The sequence below is a fragment of the Pinisolibacter sp. genome (genome assembly GCF_036782435.1).
Classification (GTDB): Bacteria; Pseudomonadota; Alphaproteobacteria; order Rhizobiales; family Ancalomicrobiaceae; genus CALBKH01.
Window position 1 is genome coordinate 26229 of record NZ_DAIPZB010000043.1, and the last position, 14902, is coordinate 41130.

General features: G+C 69.3%; 11 protein-coding genes. 7 read left to right on the forward strand and 4 right to left on the reverse strand.

Annotation, left to right across the window (positions count from 1 at the left end):
• Window positions 1-99: 99 nt before the first annotated feature.
• A complete protein-coding gene (gene zapE / locus V7Q42_RS16790; RefSeq protein WP_333825257.1) occupies window positions 100-1332 on the reverse strand; it encodes a cell division protein ZapE in 1233 nt (410 codons plus the stop codon).
• A 264-nt stretch (window positions 1333-1596) separates the two neighbouring features.
• Window positions 1597-1992 carry a hypothetical protein gene (locus tag V7Q42_RS16795; protein ID WP_333825258.1) on the reverse strand — a complete coding sequence of 132 codons (396 nt, stop codon included), beginning with the start codon at window positions 1990-1992 and terminating at the stop codon, window positions 1597-1599.
• 317 nt (window positions 1993-2309) lie between these two features.
• Between V7Q42_RS16795 and V7Q42_RS16800 the strand changes: the two genes are divergently transcribed.
• Together V7Q42_RS16800 and V7Q42_RS16805 are read left to right on the forward strand one after the other, a co-directional pair.
• On the forward strand, window positions 2310-3260 hold the full coding sequence (locus tag V7Q42_RS16800; protein WP_333825259.1) for a threonine/serine dehydratase: 951 nt from the start codon (window positions 2310-2312) through the stop codon (window positions 3258-3260).
• Between the two features lie 26 nt (window positions 3261-3286).
• Complete coding sequence (locus V7Q42_RS16805; protein WP_333825260.1) at window positions 3287-3934, forward strand: carbonic anhydrase; 648 nt, start codon at window positions 3287-3289, stop codon at window positions 3932-3934.
• Between the two features lie 53 nt (window positions 3935-3987).
• Here V7Q42_RS16805 and V7Q42_RS16810 read toward each other — a convergent pair whose 3' ends face one another.
• Window positions 3988-4500: a DsrE family protein gene (locus V7Q42_RS16810; protein ID WP_333825261.1), complete on the reverse strand. Its 513-nt coding sequence runs from the start codon at window positions 4498-4500 to the stop codon at window positions 3988-3990.
• A 188-nt stretch (window positions 4501-4688) separates the two neighbouring features.
• Between V7Q42_RS16810 and leuB the strand changes: the two genes are divergently transcribed.
• From leuB to V7Q42_RS16835, 5 genes are all read left to right on the forward strand, one after another.
• The gene (gene leuB, locus V7Q42_RS16815) at window positions 4689-5801 is read left to right on the forward strand and encodes a 3-isopropylmalate dehydrogenase (RefSeq protein WP_333825262.1); all 1113 of its coding nucleotides are present in this window, start codon (window positions 4689-4691) and stop codon (window positions 5799-5801) included.
• A 177-nt stretch (window positions 5802-5978) separates the two neighbouring features.
• Window positions 5979-9281, forward strand: a complete 3303-nt coding sequence (locus tag V7Q42_RS16820) for a transglutaminase family protein (protein WP_333825263.1) — start codon at window positions 5979-5981, stop codon at window positions 9279-9281.
• A 25-nt stretch (window positions 9282-9306) separates the two neighbouring features.
• Window positions 9307-11817: a circularly permuted type 2 ATP-grasp protein gene (locus tag V7Q42_RS16825; RefSeq protein ID WP_333825264.1), complete on the forward strand. Its 2511-nt coding sequence runs from the start codon at window positions 9307-9309 to the stop codon at window positions 11815-11817.
• Window positions 11818-11821: 4 nt separating this feature from the next.
• On the forward strand, window positions 11822-12763 hold the full coding sequence (locus V7Q42_RS16830; protein ID WP_333825265.1) for a transglutaminase family protein: 942 nt from the start codon (window positions 11822-11824) through the stop codon (window positions 12761-12763).
• 134 nt (window positions 12764-12897) lie between these two features.
• On the forward strand, window positions 12898-13710 hold the full coding sequence (locus V7Q42_RS16835) for a DUF2189 domain-containing protein (protein ID WP_442958221.1): 813 nt from the start codon (window positions 12898-12900) through the stop codon (window positions 13708-13710).
• A gap of 93 nt (window positions 13711-13803) precedes the next feature.
• Here the strand turns inward: V7Q42_RS16835 and V7Q42_RS16840 are convergent, their stop codons facing one another.
• Window positions 13804-14517, reverse strand: coding sequence for a L,D-transpeptidase (locus V7Q42_RS16840; protein ID WP_333825267.1), 714 nt, complete (start codon window positions 14515-14517; stop codon window positions 13804-13806).
• Window positions 14518-14902: the final 385 nt, after the last annotated feature.

Sequence of the window (14902 nt, forward strand, 5' to 3'; positions counted from 1 at the left end):
ACTCCGTTCCGGACGGGGGTGCAAGTCGGCCGAAGGTTTATTTCGCATCGCAAAAAGGCTAAGAAAAACGGCATTTTCCGCGCAAATTCGCAAGAGATTTCATGTGTCGGACGCTTGCCGCACCGCATCGTCCGGATCTTCCTCCGACGTGTCCGGTTCGTCGTGGGCGAGGGCGCCGTCGCCGGTGCCGTGGAGGGTCCGGGCGTATTCGTGCGAGCGCATCTCGGTGAGGCGGGAGACGGTGCGGGCGAACTCGAAACTCTCGGTACCGTCGGTGTCGGTCCACAGCGCCGCCGGCTCGGCGGCGGCAGAGACGACGATCTTGACCCGGCAGTCGTAGAGGGCGTCGACGAGGTTGATCAGTCGCTTCACGGCATTGCGCCGGTCGGGGCCGAGCACCGGCACGCCCTCGATCATCACCGTGTGGTAACGGCGAGCGATCTGGACGAAGTCGGCGGCGGACAGCGGTTTGTCGCACAGGTCGCGGAAGTGGAAGCGGGCGTGGCCGGCGGCGGCGGCGGGAATGTCGATGGCGCGGCCGCGGAAGGGAATGGCCTCGGGCGGGGTCGGACGGTGGCCGGTGAGGCGGAACCACTCCTCCTCCATCGCCGCGTCGGTGACGGCGCCGAGCGGCATGCGCCAGACCTCGTCGCCTTCCGTCTTGGTCAGGCGGTAGTCGTTGGGCGAGAGGAGTTCGAAGACGTCGGTGTGGCGGCCGAGGAGGTCGACGAAGGGCAGGAACAGGGCGCGGTTGAGGCCGCCCCAGTAGAGGCGCTGCGGCGCCACGTTGGAAGTGGCGACCACCACCACGCCGAGTTCGAAGAGCTTCTGGAACAGCCGGCCGAGGATCATCGCGTCGGCGATGTCGTAGACGGCGAACTCGTCGAAGCAGAGCAGGCGCGTCTCGGCGGCGATCTCTTCGGCGACGGGGGCGATCGGATCGTTGCCCTGGCGCCGGCCGTCGAGGATGGCGCGGCGGGCGCGATGGATACGGTCCTGGGTGTCGGCCATGAAGGCGTGGAAATGCGCCCGGCGCTTGCGCGCGACCGTCGAGCACTCGAAGAACAGATCCATCAACATGGTCTTGCCGCGGCCGACGGCGCCGTGGACGTAGAGACCGCGCAGCGTCTCGCGTTTCGGCGCGCGACGGCCGAACAACCAGCCGAGGGCCGAGCCCTTGGCGGCGAGATCGGACTGGGCGAGGGCGCGATCGAGGTCGTCGAGGCGGCGGGCGAGTTCGGCCTGGAGCGGGTCGTAGGCGATGGCGCGCGTGTCGACCAGCGCCTGATAGCGCCCGACGACGGTACGGCTCTCGTCCTCGCTCTGCGACATGGGGCGCGACCCTCTCTCAACCCCGGACGACCGAGCGCCGTTCGCGGCAGTTTCGGTCGGCAAGGGAGGTAGCGATCGGGTGGGGGGAAGTCAAAGCGACGGCTCTGCGACTTCGGTCGTATGGAGCGGCTTCGCCGCCGGGGGTCGATTGGGGCGGCTCGCCGCCGAGGGTCGTATGGGGCGTCTCGCCGCCCGGGGTCGTATGGGGCGCTTCGGCGAGCGGCCGCGGCGGGTGAATTCGCGGTCTACGGTGCGCGGCGGGGCTCATTCGCCGCCGGTGCCGGGCTCGATGCGGCCGGCGCCGAGGCGGCGGACGTTGTCGCGCAGGCGGCCGCGGATCGGCTCGAGCGCGGCGGTGGCGACGCGGAAGGCGGCGTCGACCGGCAGACGCCGTTCGGTCATGCTGCGGCCGACGGTGAGGCCCGCCTCGAGCGTGGCGGCGACGGTGCTCTGGGCCAGCGCGTCGAACTTCTCGGCGACCATCCGCACCGGTTCGCCGGCCGGCGCCGACTTCGGATCGGCGAGCGCGGCGAGCGCCGCGTCGGTCCTGAGCGCGATCACCATCGGCGACAGGCGGGCGATCTCGCCCATCGCTTCCCACACGCCGGCCATGCCGAGCGAGGTGGTTCCGAGTAGCGGTTGGAGCAGGCGCAGGGGCATGCGAGCGTCTCCGAAGATCTCGGCTCGTCCCGCTCCGGGTGGCGGTGGGCGGCCGAAAATCCTTTCCTAGATAACCTTTGCGAGGCGGGAGCGAAAGGGGTTTGCTGCAATGCAGCATAAATTCCGCAGCAAGTGATCCGTCCATCGATCGGCCGGCCGTCGCGAAAACCGCGGTATCCGGTCGTGTTGTCGGTGTTCGTCGGTGGCGTGGAATGTTGCATTGCGATTTCGCGACGCGGCGCGGTCTTGGCGAAGCGATCGGGATCCGATATGCGAAAGGCGCATCGCCGTGATGGCGAGACAGGGAGGTGTCGAGATTGGCCGAAGCGCTCAGTCCGTCCGCCGTCGAAGCGGCTCTCGCCCGTATCCGCCCGCACGTGCGCCACACACCGGTGATGAGCGTCGAGGGCGCGGCCTTCGGTCTCGCCGAACCGGTGAGCCTCAAGCTCGAACTGTTCCAGCACACCGGCTCGTTCAAGAGCCGCGGCGCCTTCAACAATCTTCTCGCCCGTCAGGTGCCGAAGACCGGGGTGACCGCGGCTTCGGGCGGCAATCACGGGGCGGCGGTGGCCTATGCGGCGGCCTGTCTCGGGCATCGCGCCCGCATCTTCGTGCCGACGGTGTCGAGCCCGGTGAAGGTCGATCGCATCCGTTCCTACGGCGCCGAGGTGGTGGTGGCGGGTGAGCGCTACGCCGATGCGGCGCTGTTGTCGGAGGCCTACGCCCGCGAGAGCGGCGCCCTCGTCGTCCACCCCTACGACAGCCCCTATACGATCGCCGCCCAGGGCAGCGTCGGGCTCGAGTGGGAGGAGGACGCCGCGGACGGCCTCGACACGGTTCTGGTCGCCGCCGGGGGCGGCGGCCTCGTCGCCGGGATCGCGCTGTGGTTCGCCGGGCGGACCAAGGTGGTGGCGGTCGAGCCGCGCGGCTCCTCGGCCCTTCATGCGGCGCTCGCCGCCGGGCGGCCGGTCGACGTCGAGGTGGAATCGATCGCCGTCGACAGTCTCGGCGCCAAGCGGGTCGGCGACCTCGTCCACATGATCGCCTCGACCCATGTCGACCAGTCGGTGCTGGTGCCCGACAGCGCTATCGTCGAGGCGCAACGGCGGTTGTGGAAGAGCCTGCGCATCGCCGCCGAACCGGGAGGTGCGGCGGCGCTCGCCGCGCTCCTTTCCGGCGCCTATCGGCCGGCGCGGGGCGAACGCGTCGGCGTTCTGGTGTGCGGCGGCAACGTCGATCTCGCCGCCCTGGCGGCACTGGCCCCGTGACCCCCTCGTGACCGAGAGAGACCCACATGCTTCCCGACCGCCTGTTGAAGGGTTACGCCGCCTTCCGTTCCGGCCGCTATCAGTCGGAGAACGATCGCTATCGCCTCCTGGCGGAGACCGGCCAACGGCCGAAGGTGATGGTCGTCGCCTGTTGCGACAGCCGCGCCGCGCCGGAGCTGATCTTCGACTCCTCGCCGGGTGAACTCTTCGTGGTGCGCAACGTCGCCAACCTGGTGCCGCCCTATGCGCCCGACGGCGAGTATCACGGCACCTCGGCGGCGCTCGAATTCGGATTGATGGGGCTCGAGGTCGAGCACGTCGTGGTGATGGGCCACGGCCGGTGCGGTGGCATCGCCGCGGCGCTGAAGGAGGGCGGCTCGCCGCTGTCGCCCGGCGACTTCATCGGCAAGTGGATCTCGCTGCTGGAGAAGCCGGTCGAGGCCTGCCGTTGCGAGGACATCGCCGAGCCGTCGGAGCGCCAGCATCGGCTCGAACACCTGTCGATCGCCAATTCGTTGGAGAACCTCAGGACGTTTCCCTGCGTGCGGGCGCTGGAGATGCTCGGGCGGCTGAAGCTCCACGGGGTGTGGTTCGACATCGGCCTCGGCGAGTTGCACGTGCTCGACGAGGCGACCGGCAGCTGGGATCGGTTGGAGACCGGCGAGACCGGCTGACGCCGACGGAGGGCGTCCCCCTCGTCGCGGCGGCGGTCGCGCCCGGCCTCGTCTCAGGGCTTCAGATAGCCGTAACCCTGGCGCTCCAGCAGGGCGATCTGGGCGACACCGGCGCCGATCAGATCTTCGGTCTTCAGGCCGTGGAGGTCGGCCGGCTCGATGCGGCGCGAGATCAGGGTGTTGCGGCAGACGAGGAAGCGGGCGCCCTTGGCCTTCAACGCGTCGATGCGGGCGGCGAGCTTCTCGTCGCCCTTGGCGTAGGTGAGCAGGTCGACGCCGTCGCCGTTCATCACCACCACCAGATCGAGTTGGTCGGGCTCGACCGCGGCGAAGTGGTTCTCCATGTTGCCGACCCAGTTGCGGTACTTGCTGCCGAGGTAACCGCCGCTCTCGGTCAGGTGATAGATCACCTTCTGGTGGCCGAAGTCGGTCACCACCTTGGGGACGTTCACCGGGGCGCCGCGGGCGGTGAGCCGCCAGCCTTCCCAGCCGGCCACCGCGATGACCATGGCGATCGCCACGACGGCGAGGAGTTTCGCATCGAAACGGCTCGTCAGGGTGGACATGGGCTTCTCCGTCGATCGATGTCTTCTTGGTCCGGAAAGTGTCTCTTTTCGAAACATCCGGTGCGATTGTCCCGCTCGTGGTGCGAGCGGCGTGCCGGGTCGGCCGGTCGTTGCCGAGGAAGTCGCGTCTTGGTAAAGGGAGGCCGCGCGAGCGCGCCTCCTTGTCACTTCGAACGGGATTTCCGCCCATGGCCTCCTTCAATCTCTTCCTTCTTCCCGGCGACGGCATCGGTCCGGAGATCATGATCCAGGTGAAGGAGGTGCTCGGCTGGTTCGAGAAGCGGGGCGTGGCCAAGTTCGAGACCGAGAGCGGCCTCGTCGGCGGTTCGGCCTACGACGCCCACGGCAAGGCGATCTCGGAGAGCGACATGGCGCTCGCCCAGGCGGCCGACGCGGTGCTGTTCGGCGCGGTCGGTGGGCCGAAGTGGGCGGACGTGCCCTACGAGGTGCGCCCCGAAGCCGGCCTGCTGCGTCTCAGGAAGGACCTCGGCCTGTTCGCCAACCTGCGCCCGGCGATCTGCTATCCGGCGCTCGCCTCTGCCTCGTCCTTGAAGCCCGAGCTGGTCGAGGGCCTCGACATCCTGATCGTGCGCGAGCTGACCGGCGGCGTCTATTTCGGCGAGCCGAAGGAGATCGTGACGCTGGAGAACGGCGAGAAGCGCGCCGTCGACACCCAGGTCTACACCACCCACGAGATCGAGCGCATCGCTCGCGTCGCCTTCGACCTCGCCAAGACCCGCCGCAACAAGGTCTCTTCGGCCGAGAAGCACAACGTGATGAAGTCCGGCGTGCTGTGGAAGCAGGTGGTGTCGAAGGTCGGCGCGGCGGAATACGCCGACGTCGAGCTCGAGCACGTGCTCGCCGACAACTGCGCCATGCAGCTCGTCCGCCGGCCGAAGCAGTACGACGTCATCGTCTGCGACAACCTGTTCGGCGACATCCTCTCCGACGTGGCCGCCATGCTGACCGGCTCGCTCGGCATGCTGCCGTCGGCCTCGCTCGGCGCGCCGGACGCGGCGACGGGCAAGCGCAAGTCGCTCTACGAGCCGGTGCACGGCTCCGCCCCGGACATCGCCGGCCGCGGCCTCGCCAACCCGATCGCCATGATCGGCTCCTTCGCCATGGCGCTGCGCTATTCGCTCGGCCTCGGCGACGCCGCCGACCTGCTCGACAAGGCGATCTCCGACGTGCTCGGCTCGGGCGTCCGCACCGCCGACATCGCCAAGCCGGGCGAGAACACCGTCTCGACCACCGAGATGGGCACGGCCATCGTCGCGGCGCTGGACCGGCTGTCGGCGTGAGCCTCCCGTTCATCCGAGACTACACGAGCCCCGGAACCCAAGGTTCCGGGGCTTCTTCGTTGCACGCGCCGCGCCTACGTCGAACGACGAACCGCGTTCCGCACCAATGGTCTTGCGCTGCGCTGCACAAGGTTTAGGCTCACCTGTGAAAGTTCATTTCGTGAGCAGGGGCATCCCTTGGCCATCCAGACCGCGCTGCACCACGTCACCGCCTATTCCTACGATCGACCGGTCCAACTCGGGCCGCAGATCATCCGGCTGCGGCCGGCGCCGCATTGCCGGACCCGGGTCACCGGCTATTCTTTGCGGGTGACGCCGGAGACCCACTTCGTCAACTGGCAGCAGGATCCGCACGGCAACTGGGCGGCGCGGTTCGTCTTTCCGGAGAAGACGACGGAGTTCCGCATCGAGGTCGATCTCATCGCCGAAATGGCGGTCTACAACCCGTTCGACTTCTTCGTCGAGGAATACGGCGAGACGTTCCCCTTCGCCTACAAGCCGGAACTCGAATACGAACTGAAGCCCTATCTCGTGGCCGAGCCGACGGGCGAGCTGTTCGAGGCCTATCTGGCGGGGCTGTCGCGCGACGAGACCAACACCGTCAATTTCCTGGTCGATCTCAATCGCCACCTGTCGCAGGACATCCGCTACGTCATCCGCATGGAGCCGGGCGTCCAGGAGCCGGACGAGACGCTGGAGAAGAAATCCGGCTCGTGCCGCGACACGGCGTGGCTGCTCGTCCAGATCCTGCGGCGGCTCGGGCTCGCGGCGCGTTTCGTCTCGGGCTATCTGATCCAGCTGAGGCCGGACGTGAAATCGCTCGACGGGCCGTCGGGCACCGATCACGACTTCACCGATCTGCACGCCTGGGCCGAGGTCTATCTGCCGGGCGCCGGCTGGATCGGTCTCGATCCGACATCGGGTCTCCTCGCCGGCGAGGGCCACCTGCCGCTGTGCGGCACGCCGCACTATCGCTCGGCGGCGCCGATCACCGGTCTGGTCGATCCGGCGGAAGTCACCTTCGATTTCAGGATGCGGGTCGACCGCATCGCCGAGAAGCCGCGGGTCACCGCGCCCTTCTCCGACGACGCCTGGGCGGCGCTCGACGCGCTGGGTGAGCGCGTCGACGAAGACCTCGTCCGCAACGACGTACGGCTCACCATGGGTGGCGAGCCGACCTTCGTGTCGATCGACGATTATCAGTCGGCGGAATGGAACACCGCCGCGGTCGGGCCGACCAAGCGGACGCTCGCCGACGACCTGATCCGTCGGCTCAGGACCCGCTTCGCCCCGGGGGGCTTCCTGCACTACGGCCAGGGCAAGTGGTATCCGGGCGAGAGCCTGCCGCGCTGGGCCTTCGCGCTCTACTGGCGCAAGGACGGCAAGCCGATCTGGCGCGACCCGTCGCTGGTGGCGCTGGAGGCCGGCGGCCGCGACGCGACGGTCGAACAGTCGCGCATCCTCGCCGAGAGCATCGCCGAACGGCTCGACATCGGCGGCGACTACGTCGTGGCGGCCTACGAAGACCCGGCCCACTGGATGGTCCAGGAGGCGAAACTGCCGGTCAACACCGATCCGTCGAACTCCAAGCTGGAGAACGCCGAGGATCGCCATCGCATGGCCCGCGTCTTCGACCGCGGTCTGACCAGCGCGACCGGCCATGTGCTGCCGGTGCAGCGCTGGCAGAGCCGGGCCGGCCAGGGTTGGTATTCGGAGAAGTGGCGGCTCCGGCGCGACAAGCTGTTCCTCATCCCCGGTGACAGCCCCGTCGGCTATCGCCTGCCGATCGCCTCGCTGCCGTGGATCCCGCCGGCGAGCTATCCCTACATCATGGAACTCGATCCCTTCGTCGAGCGGCCGGACCTGCCCGATCCGGACGACCTCGCCCAGGTCTACCGTCGCTCGGGGCCGGCGCAGCGGGTGACCCAGCGCTGGGTCGAGGAGATCGGTGCCGATCAGGTGCGCACCGCGCTGTCGATCGAGCCGCGCGACGGCATCCTCAACGTGTTCATGCCGCCGGTGCAGACGCTCGACGACTATCTCGAACTCTTGGCGGCGGTCGAGGCGGCGGCCGAGACGCATCGTCTGCCCGTCCACATCGAAGGCTATCCGCCGCCGTTCGATCCGCGGCTCGAGGTGATCAAGGTCACGCCCGATCCCGGCGTCATCGAGGTCAACGTCCAGCCGGCGGCGTCGTGGAGCGAGTGCGTCGAGATCACCTCCAAGCTCTACGAGGAGGCCCGCTGGTCGCGGCTCGGCACCGAGAAGTTCATGGTCGACGGCCGCCACACCGGCACCGGCGGCGGCAACCACGTGGTGGTGGGTTCGCGCTGGCCGTCCGACAGTCCGTTCCTGCGGCGGCCGGATCTCCTGAAGAGCCTGGTGCTCTATTGGCAGCGCCATCCCTCGCTCAGCTATCTCTTCTCCGGCCTGTTCATCGGCCCGACCTCCCAGGCGCCGCGCATCGACGAGGCCCGGCACGACACGCTCTACGAACTCGAGATCGCCATGGCCTCGGTGCCGTCACCGGGTGAGGGATGGCCGCCGCCGCCGTGGCTGGTCGACCGGCTGTTCCGCAATCTCCTCGTCGACGTCTCGGGCAACACACATCGCACCGAGATCTGCATCGACAAGCTCTATTCGCCGGACGGGCCGACCGGCCGGCTCGGGCTGGTCGAGTTCCGTTCCTTCGAGATGCCGCCGGATGCGCGCATGTCGCTCGCCCAGCAACTCCTCCTCAGGGCGCTGATCGCGTGGCTGTGGCGGGAGCCGCAGTCGGGCGAGTTCGTGCGTTGGGGCACGGCGCTGCACGATCGCTTCATGCTCGGCCACTTCGTCTGGGAGGATTTCCTCGGGGTTCTCGACGACCTGAAGGGGGCCGGATACGCCTTCGATCCGCTGTGGTTCAAGGCGCAATACGAGTTCCGCTTCCCCTATTACGGCACGGTCGAGCACGCCGGCGTGAAGCTCGAGATCCGTCAGGCGCTGGAGCCGTGGCACGTCACCGGCGAGGAGGGCGCGGTCGGCGGTACGGTGCGTTTCGTCGACTCCTCGGTCGAACGCCTGCAGGTCAAGGTCGAGGGTTTCAACCCGACGCGCCACATGATCACCGCCAATGGCCGGCCGGTGCCGCTCACCTCGACCGGGGTGACCGGCGAGGCGGTGGCGGGCGTGCGCTTCAAGGCGTGGCAGCCGGCCTCCGGCTTCCATCCGACGATCCCGCCGCAGGCACCGATCACTTTCGACATCCTCGACAAGTGGACGGGCCGGTCGATCGGCGGCTGCGTCTATCACGTCGCCCATCCGGGAGGGCGCAACTACGAGACCTTCCCGGTCAATTCCTACGAGGCGGAGGCGCGTCGTCTCGCCCGATTCATCGACCACGGACACACGCCGGGCTTCGTCGTGGTGCCGCAGCCGGAGAGAACCGGGGAATACCCCTTGACACTCGACCTCCGACGCCCGCCCACTCGCGGCTGAGGAAGGGGACCGCGCGGGGGGCGAGGTGGCGTCGACGCAGCTCGAGTTGGCGATGCGATGGACGGGTGAGATCGACGGCGATCTCGCTCCGCTGCTCGTCGGCTATCGCCCGGTGCCGGGCGTCCACGACGAGTTGGTCGATGCGACCGGCCGCCTCCGGCCGCACTGGAAGGATCTGCTCGGCCGGCTGGCGGCGCTCGGCCGCGGCCAACTCGAGCGGCGCTTCGCCGAGGCCGACCGGCGGCTCGCCGAATCGGGCGTGGTCTATCGCGTCTACGGCGACGAGGCGGAAGTGGAGCGGCCTTGGCCGCTCGCCCATCTGCCGATCGTCATCGACGCGGCCGACTGGGCGGGGCTGGCGGAGGGCGTCCTGCAACGCGCCCGCCTGTTCGAGGCGATCCTCGACGACCTGATGGGCGAGGGGCGTCTCGTCGGCGAAGGCGTACTGCCGGCGGCATTGGTCGCCGGCAATCCGGAGTTCCTGCCGCCGCTGGCCGGTCTACGGCCGAAGGGCGGGGCGCATCTCCATCTCTATGCGGCCGACGTCAGCCGGGCGCCGGACGGGCGGTGGTGGGTTCTCGCCGATCGCACGCAGGCGCCGTCGGGCGCCGGCTACGCCATCGAGAACCGGATCGCCCTGTCGCGGGCGTTGCCGGAGTTCTTCGACGCGCTCGGGGTCGAGCGCCAGGGGCCGTTCTTCCAGGCGATGCGATCCGGCCTCGCGGCGGCGAGCGGGCGCGAGGATCCGCGCATCGCGCTGCTGACCCCCGGCCCGTGGAACGAGACCTATTTCGAACACGCCTATCTCGCCCGGGTCCTCGGCTTCCAGCTGGTCGAGGGCAGCGATCTGGTGGCCTCGCCCGAGGGTGTGGCGGTGCGCACCGTCGAAGGACCGCGGCCGGTCGACGTGCTGGTCCGTCGTATCGACTCCGATTGGGCCGATCCCCTGGAACTCGATCCGTCGTCGCGGCTCGGTGTGGCCGGGCTCGTCGAGGCGGTCCGTCACGGCCGCGTCGTCGTCGCCAATGCGCTCGGCTCCGGCCTGGTCGAAGCGCCGGCGCTCGCCGGCTACCTGCCGGGGATTTCCCGGCGTCTGCTCGGCGAGGACCTGCGCCTTCCCAACGTCGCCACCTGGTGGTGCGGTGAGGCGGCGGCGCGCAGGACCGTGACGGCGAACCTCGACCGTCTGATGCTGTCGCCGGCCTTCGGGCGGTCGCTGCGCGGCACGCTCGATTCGACCGGTGTGCTCGGCTCGCGTCTCTCCGCCGCGGAGAAGGGGCGCATCGCCAACCTGCTCGAACGCCGCGGCGTCGATTTCGTCGGGCGCGAACCGCTGCGTCTCTCCACCGCGCCGGTGTGGGAGAAGGGCCGCCTCGTGCCGCGCCCCTTCGCGGTGCGTATCTTCGCGGCGCGGACGCCGAACGGCTGGACGGTGATGCCGGGCGGTCTCGCCCGTATCTCCGAGCGCGAGGACGTGCGCAACCTGTCGATGCAGCGCGGCGGTCGCTCCGCCGACGTCTGGGTGCTCGGAGGTGCCACGCCGGCGCGCGCCGAGACCCGGCTGGTGCCCGATGCGGAAGCCGCGGAGATCCGTCGCGACAACGGCATCCTGCCGGCGCGCGTCGCCGACAATCTCTTCTGGTTGGGCCGCTATCTGGAGCGGGCGGAGACGACGTTGCGCCTGTTGCGGGCGCTGGCCGGTCACGGCGACGACGGCGTCGCCGAAACCTCCGGCGGCCTCGCCCGGCGGATCGGGAGGCAGCTCGTCGGCTGGGGGGCGGTGGCGGAGACGCGGGGGGTCGAAGAAACCGCGACGGCGGCGCTGTGGGGCGCCATGCCGGGGTCGGTCGCCTCTCTGGTGGCGGCGGCGCATCGGACCGGGGCGGTGGTGCGCGACCGCCTGTCGCCCGACTGTTGGCGGGCGCTGCTCGACCTCGAGGAGCAATCCAAGCTGCGCGGCGACGACGAACGGCGAGCGGCGCCGGTGTTCGGCGAGATCGAGCGGGCGCTCAGAACCCTCGCCGCCATCGTCGGTCTCGCCCACGACACCATGAACCGGCGCGAAGGCTGGCGCTTCTTCGATCTCGGGCGGCGGATCGAGCGCGGCATCGGCCTGTCGCGAGCGGCGCGGACCTTCACCGGGCCGGATTCCGGCTCGGAGGCGCTCGATCTGCTGCTCGACCTCGCCGACGGGCGGGTGACCTATCACAGCCGGTACCTCTCCGGTCCGGCGCGGCGGCCGGTGCTCGATCTGGTGCTGCTCGACGAGGGTCATCCGCGGGCGGTCGCCTATCAGGTGGCGCGCATCGTCGAACACCTCTCCCGGCTCACCGGGCGCAGCGAGGGCGACCTGCTGGAACCGGCGGAACGACTGGCCCAACGCCTCGTCACGACGCTCGAGACCAGCGACGCCGGCGCCTTCGACATCTCGCGCATCGAGGCGATCGAGATCGAACTGATGGCGATCTCGGATCAGGTGACGGCGCATTGGTTCGGGCGGACCGTGCCGCTCGCCGACGACGAGACGGACGAGTGAGGCGATGCGTTACGACGTCACCCAGGTCACGGTCTACGATTGGGGCGCGGCGGTGCCCTTCGCCGACTGTGCGTTGCGCCTGATCCCGATCGAGCGGCGCGGCCAGCGGGTCCACGTCTCCGATCTGGTGGTCGACCCTCCGGCCTCAGGTCTCGTCGACGGGCTCGACTTCTGGGGCAACCACGTCACCCGCGTCGGTTTCCGCCGGTCGCATCGCCGCCTCACCATCCGCGCCACCGCCCGCGTCACGGTGGCGCCGCCGCCGTCGCTCGACCCCGACCCGAGTCCGGCGCACGAGACGATCCGCGATCTCGCCGCCGGCTCCGTCTCACTGGCGCCCGACGATCCGGTCCACTTCCTGTTTCCCTCGCGCTGGGTGCCGCTCACCCCGCCGGTGACCGATTGGGCGGCGTCGTCGTTTCCGCCCGGGCGGTCGATCGTCGCCGGCGCCCTCGACCTGACCCGGCGGATCCACGCGGACTTCGCCTACGATCCCCACGCCACCGACGTGGCGACGCCGCTCGCCAAAGCGTTCTCGGAACGGCGCGGCGTGTGCCAGGACTTCGCCCATGTGATGATCGCGGGCCTACGCGGTCTCGGCCTGCCGGCGGCCTATGTCAGCGGCTATCTCAGGACCGTGCCGCCGCCGGGCGAAGCGAGGCTCGCCGGGGCGGATGCCATGCACGCCTGGGTCGAGGTGTGGTGCGGCGTCGAGCTCGGCTGGATCGGCTTCGATCCGACCAACGGCATCGCCGTCGCCACCGATCACATCGTCGTCGGCCACGGCCGCGACTACACCGACGTCTCGCCGGTGACCGGCATCATCCTGTCGGCCGGCTCGCAGGGCCTCGCCGTGGCGGTCGACGTGGTCGAGGTCGACGCGCCGGAGGCGACGTCGCCCGACATTGTGGCAGAAACGGCCGAGTTCTCGCCTTCGACTATGTGAATCCCCTTGCAAATGGTGCGGACGCGCGGATCTAATCGATCCAAACAGACGTTCGGACGATCGCATCCCGGTCGGAAACGATCGCGCGTGGGGCCGACGCGAGCGGAGGGGCGACCATGAGCGACGCGAACACGATGTCCACCGATCCCGGCCGAAGCGCGGAAGCGGCGGAGGAACACCGCCGGCGCCAGCCGAAGGTGCGCAACATCGACGGCCGCGACATCGCCGAGGCCTTCGCCGCCGGGCTCGCCGACTTCCGCGCCGCGCCGCTCTACGGCTTGTTCTTCGGCGGCTTCTACGCGATCGGCGGGCTGTTCCTGGTGTGGCTGACCTTCGGCGTCGGCATCGGTTATCTGACCTATCCCTTCGCCACCGGTTTCGCCCTCCTCGGCCCCTTCGTGGCGGTCGGCTGTTACGAAGTCAGCCGGCGGCGAGAGGCGGGGTTGCCGCTCGCGTGGCGCGGCATCCTCGGGGCGATGTTCGACCAGAGCCGGCGCGAGCTCGGCTGGATGGCCTTCGTCACCCTCTTCATCTTCCTGATGTGGATGTATCAGGTCCGCATTCTGCTGGTGCTGTGCCTGGGCCTGAAGAACTTCACCACGGCGACCGAATTCCTCCACGTGGCGACGAGCACGCCGGAGGGCTTCCTGTTCCTGGTGCTGGTCCACCTCGACGGGGCGATCGTGTCGCTCGTCGCCTTCACGCTGACGGTGGTGTCGTTCCCGATCCTGCTCGATCGCGAGGTCGACTTCATCACCGCGATGATCACCTCGGTGAAGGCGGTGATCGCCAATCCCAAGACGATGCTCTCCTGGGCGGCGATCGTCACGGCGCTGATGTTCGTGGCGGTCATCCCCGCCTTCGTCGGGCTCTTCGTGGTGCTGCCGATCCTCGGCCACACCACGTGGCACCTCTACCGGCGGCTGGTGGCGCCGGTCGAGGTGTGAGCGAAGCAGCGGAATCGAGGACGTACGGAGCGGCGCCGGGGAGGGAGACCCGGGGTGCTACCCTTTCGCATCACGAAGCTCGGCCGAGGACGATCAGCCCAGCACGATCACCGGCGTGCCGACACCGACGCGGCCGTAGAGATCGACGACGTCGTGGTTGAGCATGCGGATGCAGCCCGACGACACCGCCTTGCCGATGCTGGTCTCGTCGTTGTTGCCGTGGATGCGGTAGAGCGTGTCGCGGCTGCCCTGGAAGAGATAGAGGGCGCGGGCGCCGAGCGGGTTGTCGGGGCCGCCGGGCATGCCGCCGGCCCATTTCGCCGCGGCCTTGTCGCGCAACGTCATCTCGTGCGGCGGCGTCCAGGTCGGCCACGGACCGGACTTGCCGCCGATACGGGCGCGTCCGGCCCAGGAGAAGCCCTCGCGACCGACACCGACGCCGTAGCGGGTCGTCCGGTCGCGGCTTTCGACGTGATAGAGGAAGCGCTCGTAGGGGTCGACGACGATGGTGCCGGGCGCCTCGTCGCCGGCCCAGGCGACGGTGTGGCGCAGGTACTGGCGGTCGATGCGCGACATGTCGAGCGCTTCGATCTCGCGGCCGTTGTCGCGGCGTGCGGCGTAGATGGTGCGCCAGTCGCCGGCGGGGGAGGCGAAGGCGAAGGAGCCGACGCCGGAGCCGGGGATCGACCGCATGCGGCCGCCGGCGGCGCAGCCGGCGAGGAACAGCGGCAGTCCGAGGAGGGCGGCGCGGCGGGTCGCGATCAGGCGGGTCTCGGGGCGGTCGGCGTCGCGGCTGCGGCTCGTCATTCCTCGGCATCTCCTCGTCGTCGTCATCGTCCCGAAACGGCACGGTGCGGAAAGAGGAAATTAGGGCAGGCGACGAGACATGTCAGCGGGTGTCGTCGCGTCGTCGCCGTTTCGTGATGGCGAGTTGCCGCGACGAAACACTCGGAGAGGTTCCGCGCCCTTCGCATCGCTGCGGAACCGCCGCAGAGAGATCCGTCGACAGCTCATACCGAGTCCACGAAATTCGGACTCGTCCGAATTTCGTGGGTTGCGGCCTGACCGGCCGACGCCCGTTCGGGCTCGCCTTCGCGGATGAAGTTCCGAACAGGTCAGAACTTCATCCGCTCGGTATCAGATCGTCTGATTGTAGGCGCCGACTTCCGGGTTCTGGCGCAGGACGGCGTCG